General features: G+C 52.1%; 19 protein-coding genes. 9 read left to right on the plus strand and 10 right to left on the minus strand.

Annotated elements, in window-relative coordinates; translation table 11 throughout:
- Positions 1 to 247 precede the first annotated feature (247 nt).
- The 4 genes from amiA (at position 248) to tkt (ending at position 5583) form a co-directional block, all read left to right on the plus strand.
- Complete coding sequence (gene amiA, locus BG55_RS12925) at positions 248 to 1117, plus strand: N-acetylmuramoyl-L-alanine amidase AmiA (RefSeq protein WP_034938277.1); 870 nt, start codon at positions 248 to 250, stop codon at positions 1115 to 1117.
- 48 nt (positions 1118 to 1165) lie between these two features.
- A complete protein-coding gene (gene hemF, locus BG55_RS12930; protein ID WP_034938278.1) occupies positions 1166 to 2074 on the plus strand; it encodes an oxygen-dependent coproporphyrinogen oxidase in 909 nt (302 codons plus the stop codon).
- 498 nt (positions 2075 to 2572) lie between these two features.
- Positions 2573 to 3523: a transaldolase gene (gene tal, locus BG55_RS12940; RefSeq protein ID WP_034938281.1), complete on the plus strand. Its 951-nt coding sequence runs from the start codon at positions 2573 to 2575 to the stop codon at positions 3521 to 3523.
- A gap of 59 nt (positions 3524 to 3582) precedes the next feature.
- Positions 3583 to 5583 (plus strand): transketolase, encoded by a 2001-nt coding sequence (gene tkt, locus BG55_RS12945; protein WP_034938283.1) that lies wholly within the window; start codon positions 3583 to 3585, stop codon positions 5581 to 5583.
- 149 nt (positions 5584 to 5732) lie between these two features.
- Here tkt and BG55_RS12950 read toward each other — a convergent pair whose 3' ends face one another.
- The gene (locus BG55_RS12950; RefSeq protein ID WP_034938285.1) at positions 5733 to 6590 is read right to left on the minus strand and encodes an MBL fold metallo-hydrolase; all 858 of its coding nucleotides are present in this window, start codon (positions 6588 to 6590) and stop codon (positions 5733 to 5735) included.
- A 45-nt stretch (positions 6591 to 6635) separates the two neighbouring features.
- Positions 6636 to 7139 carry a phenolic acid decarboxylase gene (locus BG55_RS12955; RefSeq protein ID WP_034938286.1) on the minus strand — a complete coding sequence of 168 codons (504 nt, stop codon included), beginning with the start codon at positions 7137 to 7139 and terminating at the stop codon, positions 6636 to 6638.
- Positions 7140 to 7238: 99 nt separating this feature from the next.
- Here BG55_RS12955 and BG55_RS12960 point away from each other — a divergent pair, with 99 nt between their 5' ends.
- On the plus strand, positions 7239 to 8108 hold the full coding sequence (locus BG55_RS12960) for a LysR family transcriptional regulator (RefSeq protein WP_034938288.1): 870 nt from the start codon (positions 7239 to 7241) through the stop codon (positions 8106 to 8108).
- Positions 8109 to 8131: 23 nt separating this feature from the next.
- On the opposite strand, the gene BG55_RS12965 is transcribed toward BG55_RS12960, so the two are convergent.
- From BG55_RS12965 to BG55_RS12980, 4 genes are all read right to left on the minus strand, one after another.
- Positions 8132 to 9220, minus strand: coding sequence for a DUF1176 domain-containing protein (locus BG55_RS12965; protein WP_034938289.1), 1089 nt, complete (start codon positions 9218 to 9220; stop codon positions 8132 to 8134).
- A 758-nt stretch (positions 9221 to 9978) separates the two neighbouring features.
- Positions 9979 to 10560, minus strand: coding sequence for a GDP-mannose pyrophosphatase NudK (gene nudK, locus BG55_RS12970; RefSeq protein WP_034938291.1), 582 nt, complete (start codon positions 10558 to 10560; stop codon positions 9979 to 9981).
- 169 nt (positions 10561 to 10729) lie between these two features.
- Positions 10730 to 12199 carry an L-asparagine permease gene (ansP, locus tag BG55_RS12975; RefSeq protein ID WP_034938293.1) on the minus strand — a complete coding sequence of 490 codons (1470 nt, stop codon included), beginning with the start codon at positions 12197 to 12199 and terminating at the stop codon, positions 10730 to 10732.
- Between the two features lie 314 nt (positions 12200 to 12513).
- A complete protein-coding gene (locus tag BG55_RS12980) occupies positions 12514 to 12789 on the minus strand; it encodes a YdgH/BhsA/McbA family protein (protein WP_034938294.1) in 276 nt (91 codons plus the stop codon).
- 515 nt (positions 12790 to 13304) lie between these two features.
- Between BG55_RS12980 and acrD the strand changes: the two genes are divergently transcribed.
- Positions 13305 to 16421 (plus strand): multidrug efflux RND transporter permease AcrD, encoded by a 3117-nt coding sequence (gene acrD, locus BG55_RS12985; RefSeq protein ID WP_034938296.1) that lies wholly within the window; start codon positions 13305 to 13307, stop codon positions 16419 to 16421.
- A gap of 127 nt (positions 16422 to 16548) precedes the next feature.
- On the opposite strand, the gene ypfM is transcribed toward acrD, so the two are convergent.
- A complete protein-coding gene (ypfM, locus tag BG55_RS23515) occupies positions 16549 to 16611 on the minus strand; it encodes a protein YpfM (RefSeq protein ID WP_152542787.1) in 63 nt (20 codons plus the stop codon).
- A 272-nt stretch (positions 16612 to 16883) separates the two neighbouring features.
- Entirely contained in the window at positions 16884 to 17078 is a 195-nt protein-coding gene (locus tag BG55_RS12990; protein WP_034938298.1) for a hypothetical protein, read from the minus strand.
- Between the two features lie 568 nt (positions 17079 to 17646).
- Between BG55_RS12990 and BG55_RS12995 the strand changes: the two genes are divergently transcribed.
- Genes BG55_RS12995 through BG55_RS13005 form a run of 3 tightly spaced genes read left to right on the plus strand, consistent with a single transcriptional unit; the run spans position 17647 to position 19354 of the window.
- Complete coding sequence (locus BG55_RS12995; RefSeq protein ID WP_034938299.1) at positions 17647 to 18027, plus strand: ArsC family reductase; 381 nt, start codon at positions 17647 to 17649, stop codon at positions 18025 to 18027.
- A gap of 2 nt (positions 18028 to 18029) precedes the next feature.
- The gene (gene dapE / locus BG55_RS13000; protein ID WP_034938301.1) at positions 18030 to 19157 is read left to right on the plus strand and encodes a succinyl-diaminopimelate desuccinylase; all 1128 of its coding nucleotides are present in this window, start codon (positions 18030 to 18032) and stop codon (positions 19155 to 19157) included.
- A gap of 8 nt (positions 19158 to 19165) precedes the next feature.
- Complete coding sequence (locus tag BG55_RS13005) at positions 19166 to 19354, plus strand: YpfN family protein (RefSeq protein ID WP_034938302.1); 189 nt, start codon at positions 19166 to 19168, stop codon at positions 19352 to 19354.
- Between the two features lie 155 nt (positions 19355 to 19509).
- Here the strand turns inward: BG55_RS13005 and BG55_RS13010 are convergent, their stop codons facing one another.
- The gene (locus BG55_RS13010) at positions 19510 to 21519 is read right to left on the minus strand and encodes a tRNA(Met) cytidine acetyltransferase TmcA (RefSeq protein WP_034938304.1); all 2010 of its coding nucleotides are present in this window, start codon (positions 21517 to 21519) and stop codon (positions 19510 to 19512) included.
- A complete protein-coding gene (gene ypfJ, locus BG55_RS13015) occupies positions 21519 to 22373 on the minus strand; it encodes a KPN_02809 family neutral zinc metallopeptidase (RefSeq protein WP_034938305.1) in 855 nt (284 codons plus the stop codon). Before ypfJ ends, BG55_RS13010 begins: the two co-directional genes overlap by 1 nt.
- Positions 22374 to 22527: the final 154 nt, after the last annotated feature.

Genomic DNA, 22527 nt, shown 5'->3' on the forward strand with positions numbered 1-22527 from the left:
AAAAAAGCCGTTCAATGCCCGTCTCTGGCTGTCTGGTTTTTTCGCCGGTTCAGAAAAGAGAGGCATCACCGGAATACGCTTTACAGAGGTGCATACAAACAATCCCATCAAACATTTGACCGCCACGGGGCGTCTCGTCATCTGTTAGCCTGCTGCAATACAGTAAGACGTTGAAATAGTTCCTTTCTCGCAGCTACGTTAACCTTGCGCTATAACAGTAAGCACTTTATGCGCTGAGGATGTAGTAATGAAAAAGTTTGGCCCGTTGACCCCACTTACCAGCCGTCGCAATCTGCTGCTATCCGGTCTCGCACTGGCATTGCTGGCTAACAAGCCGGTCAGGGCTAAGGAAGAGCATAACGTTTTTAAAGGTAGCTCCCCGCGTAGCAATGCCCCGAGCGTTGCCAGTAACGGGAAAAAAATCGTGATGATTGATCCCGGCCACGGCGGAATTGATTCAGGCGCGGTGGGCGAAGAAGGTTCCGAAGAGAAGCATGTGGTACTGGAAATTGCCAGCCACATCCGTCATCTGCTCAGCACCCATCCACATATTGAAGCGCGACTGACCCGTGAAACCGACCATTTTATTCCACTGGGTGAGCGCGTTGAAATTGCCCACCAGCACGGTGCCAGCCTTTTTATGTCGATTCATGCCGACGGGTTTACCAGTCAGGATGCCAACGGCGCATCCGTCTTTGCTCTTTCCAACCGGGGAGCCAGCAGCAGTATGGCCCGCTATCTGTCCCAGCGCGAAAACGCGGCGGATGAGGTCGGCGGAGTAAAAGCAGCGCAGAAAGATCACTATCTGCAACAGGTCCTGTTCGATCTGGTGCAAACGGACACGATTAAGAACAGCCTGACGCTGGGGAAACACGTGCTTAATCAGATCCGTCCCGTGCACCACCTGCACAGCCAGCACACTGAACAGGCCGCCTTTGCCGTACTGAAATCGCCTTCTATCCCCTCGGTACTGGTAGAAACGTCTTTCATTACTAATCCGACAGAGGAACGCCTGCTGGGCACCACCGCCTTTCGTCAGAAGATTGCCAGTGCCATCACCGACGGAATTATCAGCTACTTTAACGAATTTGATGCCAATAACCGTCGCCCCGGCTGATCCTTTTTCCGTATACTACGCGCATTAATTTTTAACTTAAGGTTGGTTATGAACGTTCCCGATACCGCTCAGGTTAAACAGTTTTTGCTGGATTTACAGGACCTTATTTGTCAGCAACTGGCTCAGGCTGATGGCAGCGCGTCCTTTGCTGAAGATAGCTGGAACCGCGAAGGCGGCGGCGGTGGACGCAGTCGCGTCCTGCGTAATGGTGCCGTTTTCGAACAGGCCGGGGTTAATTTCTCTCACGTCCACGGCGATCAAATGCCCGCTTCCGCTACGGCACATCGGCCAGAACTGGCTGGCCGGAGTTTTGAGGCAATGGGCGTATCACTGGTGATCCATCCGGAAAACCCCTGGGTGCCAACCAGCCATGCCAATGTCCGTTTTTTCATTGCTGAAAAACCTGGTGCCGATCCGGTATGGTGGTTTGGTGGCGGCTTTGATATGACACCCTATTATGGTTTCACCGAAGATGCGGTGCACTGGCATCAAACCGCAGCCAGGCTGTGCCAGCCCTTTGGTGAAGATGTCTATCCACGTTATAAAAAATGGTGTGACGATTACTTCTTCCTTAAGCACCGTAATGAGCAGCGCGGTATCGGCGGCTTATTTTTCGACGATCTTAACAGCCCCGATTTTGACTACGGTTTCCGGTTTATTCAGGCCGTAGGGAAAGGTTTCCTCGACGCTTATCTGCCCATCGTCGCCAGACGTAAAGATTTGCCCTGGGGCGAACGCGAACGTCAATTTCAGCTTTATCGGCGCGGGCGCTATGTTGAATTTAATCTGGTATGGGATCGTGGCACGCTGTTCGGCTTGCAGACCGGCGGTCGTACTGAGTCCATTCTGATGTCACTGCCACCGTTGGTACGTTGGGAATACGACTATCAACCAGAGCCAGGCACGCCAGAAGCCGCGCTGTACAGCGATTTTCTGACGGTTAAAGAGTGGATCTAAACCGCAGGCGTGGCGATCTTCGCTCCTGCCACGCTAAATCCCGACCAACCCGCTACCCGGCCTGCTCACCCCGTGGCCGGATTATGTCAGCCAGGCTTGCTTAGCCTGATGGTTTACTCTGGCACGACCGCCCGCCTCTCCTTCATTCTCAGCCGCCAGTAACAACGCAGCACCATCCTGTCATGCGGATACACGCTTAAATCCGCTGCGCGTCACACTATTGCTGACAGTGGGATGACAGGATAGTCAGCGGCCGTGCCAGCGCGCAACTTCACAGAGCTGCTATAGTTAATTGTACTTTTGTCTGCCCGCCGGCCATCCATTGGACCAACCCATTGCAACAATCAGAGAAAACGCATTCCCATTACCGAATGTCTGATGCACTGTCTGGTCTGAAAAATTCACCGTGTCGGGGAGTACCGGCGCTGCCCTGATGAAAATTCCCTCCTCCGCGCGGCCCTGTTTGTTTTTGCACATTGCACATCAAGGAGCTATGAGATGAACCAGCTAGACGCACTGAAACAATACACCACCGTGGTGGCTGACAGTGGCGATATCGAATCAATCCGTAACTACCATCCCGAAGATGCCACCACCAACCCCTCTCTGATTCTTAAAGCTTCCGGTCTGGACTCTTATAAACATCTGATTACTGATGCGGTTGATTACGCCAGAAAACAGGGCGGTAGCAAAGAAACGCAAATTATTAACGCCAGTGATAAAGTGGCCGTCAATCTGGGTATGGAGATCCTGAAAAGCGTGCCAGGTCGCGTCTCCACCGAAGTGGATGCCCGCCTCTCTTTTGATCGCGGCATGTGTGTCAGCAAAGCCGAAAAGCTGGTGCGGATGTACGAAGATAACGGGATTGACCGTTCACGTATTCTGATCAAGCTGGCCTCAACCTGGGAAGGGATCCGCGCCGCAGAAGAGCTGGAAAAGAACGGCATCAACTGTAACCTTACCCTGTTATTCTCTTTTGCTCAGGCGCGTGCCTGTGCGGAAGCGGGCGTGTTCCTTATTTCGCCGTTTGTCGGGCGTATTTATGACTGGTACAACAGCCGCAAACCTCAGCAACCCTACGTGGTTGATGAAGATCCGGGTGTGGTATCCGTGCGAAAAATCTATGAGTACTACAAGCAGCATCGCTATAACACGGTGATCATGGGGGCCAGCTTCCGTAAAACGGAGCAGATCCTTGCACTTGCCGGTTGTGACCGCCTGACCATTTCACCTGACCTGCTGAAAGAGTTGCAGGCCAGCGATGCGCCGGTTGAGCGTAAACTGACGCCATCAACTGAGGCCTTCCACCACCCAGCTCCGCTTTCAGAAGCCGAATTCCGCTGGGAACACAACCAGGATGCCATGGCAGTGGATAAACTGGCAGAAGGTATTCGCCAGTTCGCCGTTGACCAGCAAAAGCTGGAAGATGTGCTGTCTGCTAAGCTGTAACGTTATTCAGAATGAGCAGGCTTTGCCCTGCTCTCCGCCCCAATTGCAGGGAGAAAAATATGTCTTCACGTAGAGAACTGGCTAATGCAATCCGTGCGCTGAGTATGGATGCCGTGCAGAAAGCTAATTCCGGCCATCCCGGTGCCCCTATGGGTATGGCAGATATTGCTGAGGTATTGTGGCGTGATTTTATGCACCATAACCCGGCAAATCCGGCATGGGCCGATCGCGACCGTTTTGTCCTGTCCAACGGCCACGGCTCAATGCTGCTGTACAGCCTGCTGCATCTCACCGGCTATGATTTGCCAATGTCTGAGCTGGAAAACTTCCGTCAGTTGCACTCCAAAACCCCCGGTCATCCGGAGTATGGCTACACCGCAGGCGTGGAAACCACTACCGGTCCTCTGGGGCAGGGGCTGGCAAACGCGGTGGGTATGGCGATTGCAGAACGTACCCTGGCCGCACAGTTTAACCGTGAAGGTCACAACATTGTCGATCACCACACCTGGGTATTTATGGGTGATGGCTGTCTGATGGAAGGGATTTCTCATGAGGTCTGTTCCCTTGCCGGGACGCTGGGCCTTGGCAAGCTGATTGGTTTTTATGACCACAACGGCATCTCGATCGACGGTGAAGTGGAAGGCTGGTTTACCGACGACACCGCCGAACGATTTGAGGCCTACCACTGGCATGTCATTCGCGATATCGATGGTCACAATCCCGATGCGGTCAGTAAAGCTATTAAAGAAGCGCAAAGCGTTACCGACAAACCCTCATTACTGATTTGTAAAACGACCATCGGTTTCGGTTCTCCAAATAAAGCCGGTAAAGAAGAAGCACACGGTGCAGCACTGGGCGCAGAAGAAGTCGCGCTTACCCGTAAACAGCTGGGCTGGAATTATCCTCCGTTCGAGATCCCGAAAGAGATTTATGCTCAGTGGGATGGCAAAGAAGCCGGTGCGAAATACGAAAAGTCATGGAATGAGAAGTTTTCAGCTTATCAGGCGGCGTTCCCGGAGCTGGCGGCAGAATTTACCCGCCGGATGCACGGTACTATGCCCGATGCCTGGCAGCAGGAGACGCAGAAGTTTATCGCTCATTTGCAGGCCAACCCGCAAAAAATTGCCAGCCGTAAGGCTTCGCAAAACACTCTGGAAGCCTGGGGCAAAACCCTGCCAGAGTTGTTGGGAGGCTCTGCCGATCTGGCACCGAGTAATCTGACAATCTGGTCAGGCTCAAAGTCCATTAATGAAGATCATGCCGGGAATTATATCCACTACGGCGTTCGCGAATTCGGCATGACGGCAATCGGCAACGGTATTGCGCTGCATGGTGGTTTTATCCCTTACACCGCCACCTTCCTGATGTTTGTTGAATACGCCCGAAATGCCGTGCGCATGGCGGCGCTGATGAAAGCGCACCAGATACTGGTCTACACCCATGACTCTATCGGACTGGGGGAAGATGGACCCACCCATCAGCCTGTTGAGCAGCTCGCCAGCCTGCGCGTAACGCCGAATATGAGCGTATGGCGTCCCTGCGATCAGGTGGAAACCGCAGTGGCATGGCAGCAGGCAATTGAGCGTCATCATGGTCCGACAGCACTGATCCTCTCCCGCCAGAATCTGGCTCAGCCCGCACGTGACGAACAGCAGTTACAAAATATTGCCCGGGGCGGCTATGTGCTGAAAGACTCGCAGGGCACGCCCGATGTGATTCTGATTGCCACCGGTTCGGAAGTGGAAATTACGCTGCTTGCGGCGGAAAAACTGAGCGTCAGTGGTCACCAGGTGCGCGTGGTTTCCATGCCGTCCACCGACCTGTTCGACAAGCAGGAAGTGGCGTACCGCGAATCAGTGTTGCCATCAACGGTCAGCGCCCGCGTAGCGGTGGAAGCCGGAATCGCAGATTACTGGTTCAAATATGTTGGTCTTAACGGCGCCATTGTTGGTATGACAGGTTTCGGCGAGTCAGCTCCGGCAGACAAACTGTTTACCGAGTTTGGCTTTACGGTAGAAAACATTGTCAGTCATGCTGAAGCACTGTTGAAACCTCGCTGATAAACAGGGGATCCGTCCCCGACTGAACGTTGCACCTGACGAATGGGCGTCCGCATTCTCAGGTGCATTTTTTTATCTCGCTGACTGGTCTCATTCCACGCCATAAACGACAGTTCAACAGTCATCAACCGCTGGCAGATGCGCCAGAATCAAAGTGTACAGGCCATTTCCCGCAGAGAGAGCGGCCAGTCGCCAGGCCAGACATAATGGTCTTTTAAAATCCGGGCGCTGTACTCAAGACAGATCCTGACGGGCAATCCTGGATAAATTCTGTCTATCTCCGCGATGAGCTGCCGACTGTTCTCCGTTCGATGTAATGCTTTGATAAAATCACCAATATACCGGCGGGTGAAACCAATTGCCGAAGGAGAGAGTGAGGATCTGATGGGCGAATGACCGGGGATCACCGTCTTAGCGCCCAGCGCCTCAAGCCTGTCCAGGCTCGCCATCCATCCTGCTATTCGCTCCGGCGTACGCATGTCGGCCATCCAGACATGCGCATCGGAAAAGACCACATCAGAAGCAATCAGAGTGCGGATCGAGGGGATCCATAATGGCGTGACGGTTATGCAGTCACCGCTCATCACACCAACAATTTTAATCTGCTGACCTTCCAGTAGCAGCGTATCTTCTTCAATCTCTCTGATGGCAAATTTGCGGGTGGCACCGTTTTCTTTCAGCACCTCCCTGCCCCAGTAATCGATTTTAAAATCCCAGGCATCACTGACATCAGCAGCGACCTGCTTATATGCGATCACTTCAGCAGCAGGAAAGACAGATTTAATCACTTCCACCCCAAGGAAATGGTCCGGGTGCAAATGAGTAATGAAGATGCGCGTCAGGTTCCGGCCCGTTTCGATGATTTCCGCCACCAGCCGGTGCGCATTGGCAAGGGTGAACTGTGCGTCAACCAGTATGGCTTCATTCTCCCCCAGAATGATCGTTGAACTCACGCCAAAGCCATTGTGGTTATCACTGCTGATAAATACTTTCGTCGTCAGTTGCATGTATATGTTCCTTATAACAATCAATGCGCATCCCGCTCTTTCCTCTTAAAGATTGTCTGGAAAATTCGCGGGCAGCTCGCTGGCTGGACAGTCAATGACCGTCTCGTTGTCTTTGCCACAGTTGCGGACAAAGGTGATGGTTGCAAATTCATCAATCACTTCAGTGGGATATGCTGGCCCCTGCTCACGATAGCTGGCCATTTCCGATAAATGGTCATTCTGAAAGCAAACGGTTTTTTGTGGCTCATTCATTACCCAACGAGGGAAAAAAATGGTGCCATGAAATAATTTATCCCCCAGATTGGCAATCAGGCTGACATCCGTGCCGGTTGGCTCACTCCAGGAAATTTTATAAATATCCTGCGCAACCCGTACGATATAAACATGCTGATTTTTCACCCAGCGATTACCCACCATACCGCTGTGAATGCGGTAATCCACCGTGTTTTCATTTTTAATATACAGCTCGTAATTCCAGCCGTTGTCATAGGTGTAAACCAGATGTTTGCCGGTAATACCATCCAGATTCTGTTTATCAAAAGTGTTCATCTTTTGCTCCTCATCTTTGCAATGAGACAAGGTTAATGCTTCACTTTATGAATAAAAAACGCTAATTTTCGATAAAATTCATTCAAAAATCAGATTAAAATGCATAAAACGACGCTTGAACAATGGAGCCTGCTGAGTGAAGTGGTCGCTCAGGGCAGTTTTGCCAGAGCAGCAGAAGTCACCCATCGCAGTCAGTCGTCCGTCAGTTACAATCTGGCTATTTTGCAGGAAAGGCTGGGCGTAACACTGCTTGAACCACAGGGGCGCAGGACAGTGCTGACTCCCGCCGGAGAATTGTTACTGGCACAGGTACGGCCGCTACTGGCAACCTTTCATTCGGTGGAAGCCTGGGCCTCATCCGTTCGCGAAGGTTTCCGTACCCGCCTTGATTTGCTGGTTGATACTATTTTTCCCCGCAGCATCCTGTTTCCGGTGCTGAGACGTTTCCAGCAAATTCATCCCCATACCCAGATTAACCTCAGCGAAGTTCTGGAATCACATGCCAACGACAGCAGTGATGCAGATGTGATGATTGTGACCCGCAGGCAGGATTTGACCGGGCGCGGTGAATGGCTGATGAATGTTAATTTCGTCGCTGTTGCACAGCGGGATCATCCCCTGCTTCAGCAAGATGGCCCAATACACGAGGAGTTACTTGCGCAGTATCCCCTGATTCGTATCGCCGACAGAAAAGAGATCGCTCATGGCAGCGGTGAATCCTGGTCATTTTCCACGATTGAAGCAGCCATTGAAGCCGTAATGCATCAGGTGGGATATGGCTGGCTACCAGCAGAACGAATCAGTAGCGAACTGACCTCGGGTCAGCTGAAACGTCTGCCGCTACAGAGTGGCGTGCTCAGAGCAACACCGCTACATTTGCTGGTCAAAAAAGATCTCATTACGCTCGACCCGCAAATGCTGACGCTGCTGGATCTGTTCAGGGAAGCGGTTAAAGAGAACGGCGATTAAGAATCAGCGGCCCTGGGGTGCAATCAGGGACTCATCTCCACCTCCCCCACCACGGTGCGGGGCTGTGTCAGGCTGGTCCACATTGTCGGCCAGTCATCGCTACCATGCCAGGCATCACAGGTCTGTTCCTGAGCATATTCTACCAGTACAAATTCACTGCCGGTGTATTGCCAGCGTGACGTTACTCCGCAATCACCTAATCCCCTGCCTTTACTGAAGGTCACCAGTTGACTGGTATCAGGATCGAAGGCGGCATTGACCAGCTCCATCTGTTTGTAGGTATTGCCGGGTGGTGCAAAGGGTAGCGTCAGAGTGATCTGCTGTACCACATAAGGTTCACTGCGGGTTACTTCGTAAGCCCTGTCGATAACGTTATATGCCCCCATTTCACAGCTCACCAGTAACAAGGCTTTTTTGTCATTCAAGGGAGAAACGCTGACTTCACGCCGCTGGGGATCAAGCGAACACTCATCGGCATTGATCCGCCATGTACCGAAGTCAATCAGGCCGGTACTTTCACTGCGTGTCAGCGCCAGCGGCGGATTCACAGGTGGAACAATCACTGGCATCGATGGTTCGGGGGGCACATCGCTGGCAGCACGGCTGCCCTGTTTTACCCAGGCACTCATTCCGTTCAACCGGCCCTGCACTTCATCCATCAGCAACAGTGAGGCCTTCAGACCATGCAGCGAGATGGCAGCAGCGGGTCGATACAGCAGCTGGATGTTATCGGCATTCAGAGTCTGAACCAGAAATTCGTCGATGGCGATCGCATGTGCCGTCGTAAGATGGTGAGGCTGTACCTCCCAGTGTTTGAGATCGGGTTTCAGACGTCGCCCGTCCAGAAGGAGGCTGTCTTTCAAGGCGGCACCGCTCAGCTCATTAGCATAAGGACTGCCATAATCAATGCGCAGCAAAGGACGGTCATTACTTCCCGCATGACGGGCAATCGTCATCACCAGACCATTATCTGCCGGAAAATTACGCGCCACACAATAATTAAGGTTATTACAGGTAATTTGCCAGTCAGAAATAATTTTTTGCAGTGGTTGCGCATGTAGCGAAGCTGTAAATAACAACATCGCTAAAAGGCAGTTCATCCAGTAGCGCATTGATCACAGGGTTCCCTGAATAATTAAGAAAAGTAAATATAGCGTAATAGCTGACCTTCAGGAGAAGGTTATTATCTGAACCCACGAAAAACGCATATTGATTCACTTAATTAAGAGACACATGCCGCTTTATTATGCAATTGCGTAATGGCTGCATCATGCCGGGAAGGAACTATCTGCACAATCAGATTAATCGGACAAACTCTGACGCCTGCTCAGGGTAATCAACGCATACAAGGGTGAGAATATTCTTTTTTATCAGCAAGTAACCTCCCTTTTTTATTGCCGATGGTGGTACTGAAATGATGATATTCTTGTGATCAGAGTCACTATCTGGAATGCAAAAAAAAGAATCTTACATTATTTATTGCTGAGGACTGAATAAATACAGATTAACAAAAACTCTCACTTAATAAGTTCCGTTAAAAAAGACCGACGTTTCCAAAGAAAAGTTTTTAATTAATCTATTCCTGTATATCACCTGAACCACCCACCGTTGATTTTTAAGCAGACAGGAAAAAATCAATGCGTGCCATAACGGTCTGGAGCCAGCCCACTTATTACGTCGTGCGATGAAAGAATCTGTTGAGCGCTGTCTGCTGAATGCGGCTGCACTCCGGGGCCAACGGAGCGATACGCCAGCAATAACGCCATACCGGCAGTTGAACCTGACACCTTTCAAACCCCGGGGATGACGGTCAGCCCCCCTGTGAAAATCAGCGCCAGGTCCCGCATGAGCAACGATGGTTTCAGTCTGCTTAAACCAGTTTCAGCCAGCCTTCGATTAACGCCTGCTGTAACAGCATCACCGTCTTGCCATCTTTGATCCGCCCGCTTTTCACCATCGCCCAGGCCTGAGGAAAAGTGATTTCCATCACGTCAATATCCTCATCATCAACGCCTCCACCCGCATTAGCGCGCAGTGAGTCATTGTATTCTGCGGCAAAAAAGTGAATTAACTCGGTTACGCCGCCGGGTGACATATACATTTCAAACAGCTTTCTTACTTCTCCCACCTGATAGCCGGTCTCTTCAATCGCTTCTTTACGGATGCAGTCTTCAGGCGAGTCATCATCAAGAAGTCCGGCACAGGCCTCGATCAACATCCCGCTCTCGTTACCATTTACCCAGGTTGCAATGCGGAACTGGCGTGTAAGAATGACGCTGTTTTTTTCCCGGTTATATAACAGGATGGTGGCACCGTTACCCCGGTCATAGACTTCACGTTTGTGGCGGAGGGTTGAACCATCGTTGGCAATGAGATCGTAAGTAAAATTACGCAGAACGAACCAGTTATCTGACAGGATTTTGTTTTTGATGACTTCAATTTTGGCTGACATACAGGCTCCGTAGCGTTTGCGGGAGCCTGTCATCATAGAGCGCGAGCCCCAGGAAAACCAGCCTGCGGCTAACTGAATGCGGTAACAACCCGGCCACCGTATCCGCGCAGACCAACGCTTTCCTTACGCGGGTCTGCTGCCAGCGCAGCGCGTCCGGCAGCGGGCACTCTTATTTCTTAACGTCTTCTTTTACCTGCTGGTGTTCCGTCTGCGCCACCTGATGAACACGCTTGCGCACGCCAAACCAGCCAAGGATCAGAATCACAGCAATAAGCGGTACGGAAGCAATAGTCCAGGTGCCATTCGGGTAGTCAAACGCCATCAGAACCAGCACGCTGGCCAGAAACAGCAGTGTCAGCCAGGATGTGAACGGTGCCCACGGCAATTTGAAACTGACATCTTCAGCACGACCTTCTTTTATCGCTTTACGCAGACGCATCTGACAGTCCACGATAAAGGCCCAGGAAGAGATAATCCCCAGAGAAGCCACGTTCAGTACAATTTCGAATACCCGTGATGGCACGATGTAGTTAAGCCATACACCGATAATATAGACACCGATGGTGACCAGAATCCCCATGTAAGGGACTTGCTGACCGCTCATTTTTGACATGAACTGCGGCGCAGATCCGCCCATAGACATCGAGCGCAGAATACGCCCCGTGGAATACAAGCCAGAGTTGAGGCTGGACAACGCGGCACTGAGTACCACAATGTTCATAATACTGCCGACATAAGGTACACCGAGTTTCGTAAAGAAGGTGACAAATGGGCTCTGACCGGCCTGGTAGGCGTTCCACGGTAACAACAGCACCAGCAACACTACCGATCCAACATAAAACAGACCGATGCGCCAGATCACACTGTTGATGGCTTTTGGCAGCATGGTTTTTGGGTCTTTGCACTCACCTGCGGCGGTGCCCACCAGTTCAATAGAGGCAAAGGCAAACACCACCCCCTGAACCAGCACCAGTGCGGCCATCAAACCATGAGGGAAAAAGCCGCCATTATCGGAAATAAGATGGAAGCCAGTGGCATTACCATCCAGCGGCTTACCACTTCCCAGAAATACCACGCCGACAATCAGGAAGACAACGATAGCCAGCACTTTGATTAGCGCAAACCAGAACTCCATTTCAGCAAACCACTTCACGCCGATCATGTTCATGGTTCCGACAATGGCCAGCGCACCCAGGGCAAACACCCACTGTGGTACATCGCCAAAAGCTCCCCAATAGTGCATATACAGCGCCACTGCGGTGATATCGACAATGCCGGTCATCGCCCAGTTGACAAAGTACATCCAACCGGCCACATAAGAGGCTTTTTCACCAAGAAACTCACGAGCGTAAGAGACAAAGCTACCACTGGAAGGACGATGTAATACCAGTTCGCCGAGGGCGCGAAGTATAAAGAAAGAGAAGATACCGCAGACTAAGTAGACAACAGCCAGTGCAGGACCGGCAATCTGTAAACGGGCACCGGCACCAAGAAAAAGCCCCGTCCCAATCGCCCCACCAATAGCAATCATCTGCACATGACGATTGTCCATCGCTTTTTGATAGCCGGAATCATGAGAATTTAACCAACGTCTTCTTGCGGCGCGCTTCTCTGCAACCGCCTTTTTATCAGCTTTCATTTTCTATCCTATTATCCTGTCCACAGTGATACGGCAGCCCATCCCGGGTGTTCTGGTTTACACATGCCAACCAAACGTTTGCGTTACTGCGCAAACGTCCGGGCAAGCCACTGCTTCCTGTAGTTATCTTCTTAACGGAAGCAGGTAAATTGCGGCGATGCATCCTAACCGTTCTGTAATGTTGACGCAAAAAATCTGGAGCGGAAATCGTGACCTTTTGTAATTTTTGCCAGACAGCGCAAAAAAAAAGGCCGCACCAGGCGGCCATAAGGCAAGGAAGGGTAAATCTGAGCTACATGGGAGGGATATCTGAATTAACGGTAGATCTGCGCGGTGCCAGTCCATTGACTTGAGTCACCAGGGTTGTCAACGCCAATGATGCGATAGTGGGATGCCCCCATCTCCTCGGCTTTCTGTCTCAACTTATGGGTGGCATCATCAATGGAGCCACGCACACCGGAAACGGAAACTACCCCTATCTCCTGTAAATCCTGGCTCTGGCTCTGATCAATCTGGGTTGCAGCAAGTGTGGAAAATGAGGTGGCAGCAACAACGGCAGCAGCGAAAAGTACCGGGAATTTAATGTTCATAGAATCGTCCTCGTTGAGTTCTGTCAGGGGTTGTATCTGATAACGAGGATAATTATGAACAGGCTAATGAAAAACTGCGTTTGTGTGACGTAAATGCGTTAAAGGATTGTGATGCAAGTGAAGCGCTCTACCAAGAATCGTCAACTTAAGTTGCTTTTTATTGTAAATGTAACCTGATATGAATATGGAACAGATCGCTGCTGATTAATTGCCAACTTATCGGCATATTCAGGTCATTTCAAGCAAACATATTCACTTTTCTGCCGCCCCATTTAACAAAGCAGATACTGGCCGACGCCCCTGATAAAGCGCTGGCCAGATACAGAGTAATCAGTACGATAATTTACACTTTCTTCTCAATTTCTCCACGATTATCCGGGGTATGGCAGGTAAAGTGAGTTGATGTCGAAGCATATTGAATAATCTGAAAAATTTGTTCCGGCAGCGTCTTCAATATTCATATCCGACGCGATGTGCGTCCATTTCCCGATAAATAGCCTGGAGTTAAAAATTCAATGGCGAATTTTTTTATCGACCGCCCGATTTTTGCCTGGGTGATAGCAATTTTGCTTTGCCTGACCGGCACTCTGGCTATTTTTTCACTTCCGGTAGAGCAATACCCCGATCTCGCGCCGCCCAATGTCCGTATCACCGCCAACTATCCTGGTGCCTCGGCTGAAACGCTGGAAAATACCGTGACTCAGGTTATCGAACAAAACATGACCGGTATCGATAATCTGATGTATATGTCCTCTCAGAGCAGTAACACCGGGCAGGCCACCATTACCCTGACGTTTGTTGCCGGTACTAATCCTGATGAAGCGCGACAGCAGGTACAAAATCAGTTACAAACCGCGCTGCGTAAACTGCCTCAGGATGTTCAGTCTCAGGGCGTCACCGTCACCAAAACCGGCGACACAAATATTCTGATGGTGGCCTTTGTCTCGACCGATGGCAGTATGGATAAACAGGATATTGCTGACTACGTCGCCAGCAACGTGCAGGATCCATTAAGTCGTATTGACGGGGTCGGCCAGGTTGACGCTTATGGTTCGCAATATGCCATGCGTATCTGGCTCGATCCCAATAAGATGGTTAATTATTCGCTGACCACCTCTGATATCGTCAGCGCCATTGAATCGCAAAACAGTCAGGTCGCCGTCGGCCAGTTAGGCGGTCTGCCCTCGGTAGATAAACAGGCGCTGAATGCGACCATCAACTCTCAGTCACTGCTCACCACACCCGAACAGTTCCGCAATATCACTCTGCGGGTCAATCAGGATGGATCCGAGGTAAAACTCAGCGATGTGGCAGAGGTGGCACTGGGTGCAGAGAAGTATGACTATCTGAGTCAGTATAACGGTCAACCCGCCTCAGGTCTGGGGGTTAAACTGGCCTCAGGTGCTAACGAGTTAAAAACCGATAAGCTGGTGCGGGCGCGCATTGCCGAGCTCTCCCACTACTTTCCTCACGGGCTGAAAGCCGAGATTGCCTACGAAACTACACCCTTTGTCACTGCTTCGATTGAAGACGTAGTAAAAACGCTGATTGAGGCCGTGCTGTTGGTGTTCGTGGTCATGTATCTGTTTCTGCAAAATTTTCGCGCCACGCTCATCCCAACTATCGCCGTTCCGGTAGTGCTTCTTGGCACCTTTGCCACCCTCTCCGCCTGTGGTTTTAGTATCAATACGCTAACCATGTTTGCCATGGTGCTGGCGATAGGCCTGTTGGTGGATGATGCTATCGTGGTGGTGGAAAACGTCGAAAGGATCATGAGTGAAGAGGGTCTGTCGCCAAGGGATGCCACGCGAAAATCGATGGGGCAGATTCAGGGCGCGTTGGTTGGCATCGCGCTGGTGCTGTCAGCGGTATTTATTCCGATGGCATTTTTTGGTGGCACCACGGGCGCTATCTATCGTCAGTTCTCCATCACCATCGTTTCCGCTATGGTGCTTTCAGTACTGGTGGCGATGGTTCTTACCCCTGCCCTGTGCGCTACGCTGCTTAAGCCGCTTCCGAAGGGGCATCATCACGGCCGACGTGGTTTTTTTGGCTGGTTCAACCGCACCTTTAACAATAATGCCGCACGCTATGAGCGCGGGGTGGCCAGAATTCTCGCCAGAGCCGGACGCTGGCTGATGCTGTATATGCTGATTATTGGCGGCATGGCATTTCTTTTTCTGCGTCTGCCCACCTCCTTTTTGCCGCTGGAAGACAGAGGCGTCTTTACCACGCAGGTGCAATTACCGCCCGGAGCAACCCTGCAACAAACCGCAAAGGTAGTGAACAAGGTGGAGCAGTACTATCTCACCAGTGAGAAAGATAATGTTCTGTCAGTGTTCTCAACCATCGGGGCCGGACCCGGCGGCAATGGTCAGAATGTGGCCCGCATGTTTGTCCGCCTGAAAGACTGGGCAGACCGGCCAGGAAGCGAAAACAGCTCTTTCGCCATTATCGAGCGAGCCACCCATGCTTTTAAAAAAATTAAGGAGGGACGGGTTATTGCCAGCAGCCCGCCTGCAATTACCGGCATGGGTAACTCAGCAGGTTTTGACATGGAGTTACAGGACCATGCCGGAATGGGACACGATGCACTGATGCAGGCTCGCGATCGCTTACTGGCGCTGGCAGGCGAGAATCCGGCGTTGACCCGCGTTCGTCATAACGGACTGGATGATACCCCGCAGTTGCGTATTGACATCGACCAGCGCAAAGCACAGGCGCTCGGCGTGGCGATTGATGATATCAATAACACGCTACAAACCGGCTGGGGTTCAACTTATGTCAATGACTTCCTTGACCGGGGGCGAGTCAAAAAGGTTTATGTGCAGGCTGCGGCGCCTTTCCGCATGTTACCGGACGACATCAGTAAGTGGTATGTGCGCAACAGCAGTGGCGGCATGGTGCCGTTCTCAGCTTTTGCCACCACCCGCTGGGAAACGGGTTCGCCACGCCTGGAGCGTTATAACGGCTACTCAGCGGTGGAGATTGTCGGTGAATCTGCCGCAGGTGTCAGTACCGGTACGGCAATGGACATCATGGAAAAAATTGTCAGTCAGCTGCCCGGTGGCTTTGGTCTGCAATGGACCGGGGCCTCTTATCAGGAGCGTCTCACCGGCTCTCAGGCTCCTGCGCTGTATGCTATCTCACTGCTGGTGGTGTTCCTTTGCCTCGCTGCGCTGTATGAAAGCTGGTCAATTCCTTTCTCAGTCATGCTGGTGGTGCCGCTGGGCGTGGTAGGCGCGCTGGTGGCAACCTGGGCGCGAGGCCTGGAAAATGATGTTTACTTTCAGGTCGGTCTGCTGACGGTAATCGGTTTGTCGGCCAAAAACGCCATCCTGATCGTCGAGTTTGCCAATGAAATGAACAGTAAAGGCCGCGACCTGTTGGAGGCTACGCTGGAAGCTTCGCGCCAGCGCCTGCGTCCCATTTTGATGACTTCCCTGGCATTTATCTTCGGCGTACTGCCGATGGCCATCAGCGCTGGTGCAGGATCCAGCAGTCAACATGCGGTAGGCACCGGGGTGATGGGCGGAATGATTTCTGCAACCGTGTTGGCAATCTTCTTCGTTCCTCTGTTCTTCGTGCTGGTCCGTCAACGCTTTCCGGTAAAAAGCGGACCTCAGAATTGAGGTAAAACCTGCCCAGGATGAGCATCTGCGAACGGGGTGGTATCGGGCAGTAAAAAGGCAGCCAGTGGCTGCCTTTTTGATTACACTCTTCGGATGACCCAACCAATTCTCCAACGCTGCCAGTAAGTTACCGACGCGCCAGCATAGCTTCGATAAAGTCTTTCCAGTTCCCCAGTTCTCTGTCAATCATCATAATCATCTCTCGTTATTGTCAGTTCGTTATGCAAGGAATGCTACCACAGAGTGAACATAATGTGCCCACTTACTGCTATCGGCAGTACCGAACAAAACTGTAATGGATGATATGGCAGGTAAAGGCAAAATTCTCCAGGAACAGGACGAACTTCACTGAAAACAGGATGATGGGGTAAAAAGGTAAAAAAAGCGGCACCTGGATATCTGACAGCGGTAAAAGTTACTGCCGCAAGGGAGAAGTGTTATCTCCTCCCCAGCCTGACGATACTATTTAAGAACAATGACTTTATCGTAGCCGCCACTGTCGCTGTCGATATGCGTTTTAGCATCGGGATGCTCAGCCAGTACCGCTTCAACAACGTGATTGAAATCAGCACAGCGCGTCTTTTTCTTTCTCACAATGACAATCATCGACTGGGTTTCTTCGACCGTATGGGCGGAAGACGCTTTCATATAATTCATCTTGTTCCTCCTCTTTTGCGAAAAGCTGCTTTCAGGCCCTGACCGGATTATCTCTGCTGCGGTTACTTATCTTTTTTACCGTCAGCAGGCTGACCACCTTATCCGAATCTCCTGTCAATCCGGATTATCCGGATTACTTTACCAACGCCCGTAAAACACCACTACCACACAGCGGGCGACTGAGCCTTCGAATATAGTTGAAACCCACAGGAAAAAGAAGGGAACAATAGTGCCAGATTTTTCATCGCACAACGGCCTGACACGGTAAAAAAGGTCAGTATAAAAAGGGGAAATTTAGCGATTAAACAGGCTGTTAAAGATTCAGCTTATCCTGACTGGCCTGACTTGTCCGCTGCCAGCCGCAGCGCGCCCCTGTCAGCGTTTAAGATAAATCCTTTCCCTTATCAGCAACGAAGCCGTTCCTTGCCGCCAGACTGCCCCACTGTTTTACTCATCTGAATATATTAATCATTAATCAAATGCTTATCATGAATTTCCATTATGGTTTTCACGCTTTATGATCGCCTGTATGCTACCACCTTAATCAGACAGAACACGGTAAATCAATATGGAAAACCCTACAAAAGCTGAGCTCGTCCTGTACGGCATAAAAAACTGCGATACCGTTAAGAAAGCACGGAAATATCTGGAGAGCCAGGGCGTGGATTATCAGTTTCATGATTATCGTACTGATGGGCTGGATGCCAGTCTGCTGGACGATTTTATAACCCATACGGGATGGGAAGCGCTGCTTAACACCCGCGGCACTACCTGGCGTAAACTGAGCGAAGAAACCCGTAATAATGTGAATGATGCAAAGAGCGCCGCAGAACTGATGCTGGCACAGCCTGCAATGATTAAACGTCCACTGCTTCGCAGCCATGAAGGCGCGACGCTGCTGGGTTTCAGTGAATCCACTTACCAGTCATTTATTGCGGAGAATGCCTGATCATGTTCTGTCCGGTCATTGAGCTGACGCAGCAGCTTATTCGTCGCCCTTCCCTCAGCCCGGATGATGCCGGTTGTCAGTCCATTATGATTGACCGCCTGCTGGCGCTTGGTTTCACCGTGGAGCCATTTAACATTGGCGACACCCTCAACTTCTGGGCCTGGCGCGGCACCGGTGAGACCCTGGCCTTTGCCGGTCATACCGATGTGGTGCCCGCAGGAAACGTCAGCCGCTGGATCAATCCTCCGTTTGAACCCACTATTCGCGATGGCATGTTATATGGCCGTGGCGCGGCGGACATGAAAGGCTCTCTGGCCGCGATGATCGTCGCCGCAGAACGCTTTGTCGCCACTCACCCAAATCACCGGGGTCGTCTGGCCTTCCTGATAACCTCTGATGAAGAAGCCAGCGCCACCAATGGCACGGTTAAAGTGGTCGAGGCGCTGATGGCGCGTAACGAGCGGCTGGATTATTGCCTGGTTGGAGAACCGTCCAGCACGGAGATTGTCGGTGATGTGGTGAAAAATGGTCGTCGCGGCTCGATGACTGCCAACCTGACGCTGCATGGCGTTCAGGGGCATGTTGCCTATCCGCATCTGGCTGATAATCCGGTTCATCGTGCACTGCCCGCCCTGAATGAATTAGTGGCAACCGAATGGGATAACGGCAATGCCTTTTTCCCGCCGACCAGTATGCAGATTGCCAATATGCAGGCCGGAACAGGCAGCAATAACGTTATTCCTGGTGAATTCTTTGTGCAGTTTAACTTTCGCTTCAGCACTGAACTGACTGAAGAACTGATTAAGCAGCGCGTACAGGAGCTGCTGGATCGCCACCAGCTGCGCTACACCCTGGAATGGCAGGTTTCCGGCCAGCCGTTTCTCACCCCAAATGGCAGACTGGTGGATGCCGTGGTTAATGCCGTTGAGCACTATAATGAAATCAAGCCACAGTTGCAGACCACAGGCGGCACCTCAGACGGGCGTTTTATTGCCCGAATGGGAGCACAGGTCGTGGAGTTAGGGCCGGTAAACGCAACCATTCATAAAATCAATGAGTGCGTAAAAGCGGCCGATCTGCAACTGCTGAGCCGCATGTATCAACGCATCATGGAACAGCTGATAGCATAGGGGATGATATGGAATGGTTAAAAGAGTTCTGGTGGTTACTGGTGATTGTGTTGATGGTCGGCGTACTGATGAACGTTTACAAAGATCTGAAACGCATCGATCATAAAAAATATATGGATAACAAGCCGGATCTACCGCCTCACCGTGATTTTAATGATAAATGGGACGACGACGACGACTGGCCGAAAAAGAAATAACCGTCCCGATTGGGGCCAGACTGTGGCCCCTCCTCCCTGACATCCCGGGCTCCCCTCTCAACGGCGGGTCAAAACAGCATGGCGGCATCCTGAAGTCTGACGACTTAAGCTCAGAAAGTATTGCATTAAAGATCCCAGGCAGGGACGTGCGACGTTCAGTTCAGTGAGCGAATAAAATCCTGCCAGCTTTTGCTGCGCGCCGCGTCCAGCGCCTGTAGTGCCTGCTGAGCCTCGCGTCGCCAGCCTGCCAGCAGTGCTTTACGGCCTGATAAACCAGACTGTCGGCACAGCTCCCTGTCAGAAAGCTGTTGCAGCAATGCGCCCTGTAACAAAGGCAAATCTTGCGTCCTGCTGACCAGACGGTCCAGCGCCGCCATGCTCGCCTCAAAGGGCCGCTGGCCCCAGGCAAATCCGGCCAGTTCACGCCACTCGTCCTCCTCAACAATGGATGCGTTATGCTCAGGCAAATCGATATCAACACCATCAAGCAGACGTTGCAACCACGGCCAGTCTCGCGCCAGACGCTGTGCTGCATGGGTGGCGAGTTTTTCTCCCTGCTGGCTCAACGGCAGCACAGCCATCGCGGTATAACAGCCACTGCTGGCCTCTGGCTTGCTACCCAGTCGCACCAGCCTGAATCCGCATCTCTGCCAGAACTGCCACAGGGAGGCAGTAAAGCCAAAGCTGACGGAGACAAAATCCAGCCCGTCAGCCCGATTAACGCTTTGCCTTACCATTTCATGGCCAATCCCCTGACGACGCAATGCCGGTGCGATAGCAATGCGACTGATGCGCCGCGATCGCAACATAGCGGCCAGCGGAAAGCCGCCGTGGGCTGCCAGAGACTGCGCCACCAGGTTTCCGGCCGGTCGGCGGAATCCTGCCCAGACGGCCTGAGCCAGACGCTCTTCCAGGCCGCCTTCATCCACCAGCCACAACGCCCCCTGCACACTTTCACCCTGTAATGCAGCACTGAAATGCATACCCGGCGCATCCATCATTCGCCGCAGGTCCAGTGGTGAGGTTCGATAGTGAGCACTGGTCAGCAGCTGATACATCCCTTCCGGTAACCAGGGCTGACTCTGCCAATCAGCCTGTACGGGAAAGCAATAATGCACTTCAGACCTGTCAGTAACGATGTCGGGCTCACTAAACAGCAATGCCCGGTCGATAAACCGCTCCAGCGGATCCTCTGTTGACCAACGCAGCGGCGGGGTCAGCTCCAGCACCGTCGCGTTGGCAAGGCTGGCACAAAACTTCAGCAAAAAGCCTCGTCCGGTGCCTTCATACCCCTGCGAGGTGGTGGTCAGCAGAATGCGGGGGGCGACAGCAACCAGTTGCTGTAATACCGCCGCAGGAATGGCCGCAGCTTCGTCTATCAGCAGCCAGTCAACATTCTGCGGCCTCTCTGCTGGCTGCAAAGCCAGCAGATGGTCGGGGGCGATAAACTCAGCGGCTTCACCCGCAAATTTCATCAGCACGCGGGTAGACGTTTTTGCCGGAGCGGTGACCAGACAGCGTCCGGGCCAGCAGCTCGCCAGCAAGCCCGCCAGTGCCGATTTTCCGCGGCCACGCGGCGCAATCAGGACATAGATGCCAGGCTTGCTGGCCAGTAATTTGTGCAGAAGGTGTTGTTGTTGCGAAATCGCATCCGGCTGCCACTTTTCGGCAGGTTCTGGCTGCGGCAGATGGAAGGAAGTGTGTTGACGGAACAGCACCACCTGCGGATCCTGGAGAACTAATTGTTGCCAGCGCAATATGAAATTGGGGGTGGCAACAGCGGCAGGCATCTCGCTCCAGCGTACAGAGTCACTGTCAGCCTGCTTCGGCCAGTGATGCCACGCCGGAGCCAGCATCACCAGCCAGCTTCCTGCCCGCAAGGTGCCGCTCAGCGCCGCCAGCGCATCAGCATTAAATCCTGCCCGCGCATCAAATACCGCATGTAAAAACTCCTGTCCCAGCAGCGTGCGCAACGCTTTCGGCGAACAGTGCAATGGACTGTGCGGCACATCGCCCAGCCACATCCAGTCTCCTGGTAATGCAGCCATCCATAATGCCACCTGATCCAGACACCACGAGGGATCGCCACTCAGGATCAGCAATTGCCGCTTTCCCTGCTGTTGCAGGGTAGCGGTATGCGCAATAACTTCTGAAAAATCAATCATCAGTGGCCACTGAAGGTATCGCAGCGTCCCGGATTGCCGCTGTCGAAGCCAGTTTTAAACCAGCTGTAACGCTGCTGTGATGTACCGTGAGTAAAGCTGTCCGGCACCACCCGGCCACGGCTCTGCTGTTGCAGACGATCGTCACCAATCGCTTGTGCCGCATTCAGCGCCTGCTGCAAGTCCCCGGCCTCCAGCACATTCTCCTGTTGCATATAGTGACCCCAGACGCCGGCAAAGCAATCCGCCTGGAGTTCCATCTTCACCGAGAGTTGCCTGGCCTGAGTCTGCGTCGCGGCCTGTTGCAACTGGCGAACTTTAGGTTCGATCCCCAGTAAATGCTGCACATGGTGACCGACTTCATGAGCGATAACATAGCCCTGAGCAAAATCGCCACCGGCTTTGAGTTTATTTTTCATCTCGTCATAGAACGAGAGATCGATATAGACGGTCGTGTCTGCCGGACAATAAAACGGGCCCATAACTGACTGGCCGTTACCACAGCCTGTGGGCGTTGAACCACGGTACATTACCAGTCTGGGGGGCGTGTAGGTTTTACCCATTTTCTGAAAAATTTTCGACCAGGTATCCTCGGTGGTAGCCAGTATCACTTTAGTGAATTTAGCCGCTTCATCACCGCCCTGATGGGTGGTCTGCGAACGGGAAAGTGAGCTGCCATCACCGGTCAGCAGTGGCGTTAAATCGTAGCCGTAGTAACCGGCGAACATAACAATGAGCAGCAGAATAATTCCACCTTTGCCGCGTGGAATACGTATGCGCCCACCGCCGCTGTAACCACCAGATTCATTCCGACGGTCCTCCACATTGTCGCTTTCGCGCCTCCCCTGCCAACGCATAAATCACTCCTGGATACGGTAAACCTGCTGATAGAGGCATGATTTTAGTCGGCAACCGGAGCTGACACCAGACCAGCAGGAATCTGGCTACATCGGAAGTCGGGATTAGCAGACCGTTTTCATTGCCATTGCGCACCTGAACGCTGGTCGTCAT

Source organism: Erwinia mallotivora (assembly GCF_000590885.1).
Taxonomy (GTDB): domain Bacteria; phylum Pseudomonadota; class Gammaproteobacteria; order Enterobacterales; family Enterobacteriaceae; genus Erwinia; species Erwinia mallotivora.

Excerpts from the sequence above, each read along its gene's own strand:
- tkt (WP_034938283.1), top strand. The coding sequence starts at position 3,583 with ATGTCTTCACGTAGAGAACTGGCTAATGCAATCCGTGCGCTGAGTATG.
- dapE (WP_034938301.1), top strand. The coding sequence starts at position 18,030 with ATGTTCTGTCCGGTCATTGAGCTGACGCAGCAGCTTATTCGTCGCCCT.
- tal (WP_034938281.1), top strand. The coding sequence starts at position 2,573 with ATGAACCAGCTAGACGCACTGAAACAATACACCACCGTGGTGGCTGAC.
- amiA (WP_034938277.1), top strand. The coding sequence starts at position 248 with ATGAAAAAGTTTGGCCCGTTGACCCCACTTACCAGCCGTCGCAATCTG.
- BG55_RS12960 (WP_034938288.1), top strand. The coding sequence starts at position 7,239 with ATGCATAAAACGACGCTTGAACAATGGAGCCTGCTGAGTGAAGTGGTC.
- BG55_RS13010 (WP_034938304.1), bottom strand. The coding sequence starts at position 21,519 with ATGATTGATTTTTCAGAAGTTATTGCGCATACCGCTACCCTGCAACAG.
- ansP (WP_034938293.1), bottom strand. The coding sequence starts at position 12,199 with ATGAAAGCTGATAAAAAGGCGGTTGCAGAGAAGCGCGCCGCAAGAAGA.
- BG55_RS12995 (WP_034938299.1), top strand. The coding sequence starts at position 17,647 with ATGGAAAACCCTACAAAAGCTGAGCTCGTCCTGTACGGCATAAAAAAC.
- nudK (WP_034938291.1), bottom strand. The coding sequence starts at position 10,560 with ATGTCAGCCAAAATTGAAGTCATCAAAAACAAAATCCTGTCAGATAAC.
- acrD (WP_034938296.1), top strand. The coding sequence starts at position 13,305 with ATGGCGAATTTTTTTATCGACCGCCCGATTTTTGCCTGGGTGATAGCA.
- BG55_RS12955 (WP_034938286.1), bottom strand. The coding sequence starts at position 7,139 with ATGAACACTTTTGATAAACAGAATCTGGATGGTATTACCGGCAAACAT.
- hemF (WP_034938278.1), top strand. The coding sequence starts at position 1,166 with ATGAACGTTCCCGATACCGCTCAGGTTAAACAGTTTTTGCTGGATTTA.
- ypfJ (WP_034938305.1), bottom strand. The coding sequence starts at position 22,373 with ATGCGTTGGCAGGGGAGGCGCGAAAGCGACAATGTGGAGGACCGTCGG.
- BG55_RS12990 (WP_034938298.1), bottom strand. The coding sequence starts at position 17,078 with ATGAATTATATGAAAGCGTCTTCCGCCCATACGGTCGAAGAAACCCAG.
- BG55_RS13005 (WP_034938302.1), top strand. The coding sequence starts at position 19,166 with ATGGAATGGTTAAAAGAGTTCTGGTGGTTACTGGTGATTGTGTTGATG.
- BG55_RS12965 (WP_034938289.1), bottom strand. The coding sequence starts at position 9,220 with ATGCGCTACTGGATGAACTGCCTTTTAGCGATGTTGTTATTTACAGCT.
- BG55_RS12980 (WP_034938294.1), bottom strand. The coding sequence starts at position 12,789 with ATGAACATTAAATTCCCGGTACTTTTCGCTGCTGCCGTTGTTGCTGCC.
- BG55_RS12950 (WP_034938285.1), bottom strand. The coding sequence starts at position 6,590 with ATGCAACTGACGACGAAAGTATTTATCAGCAGTGATAACCACAATGGC.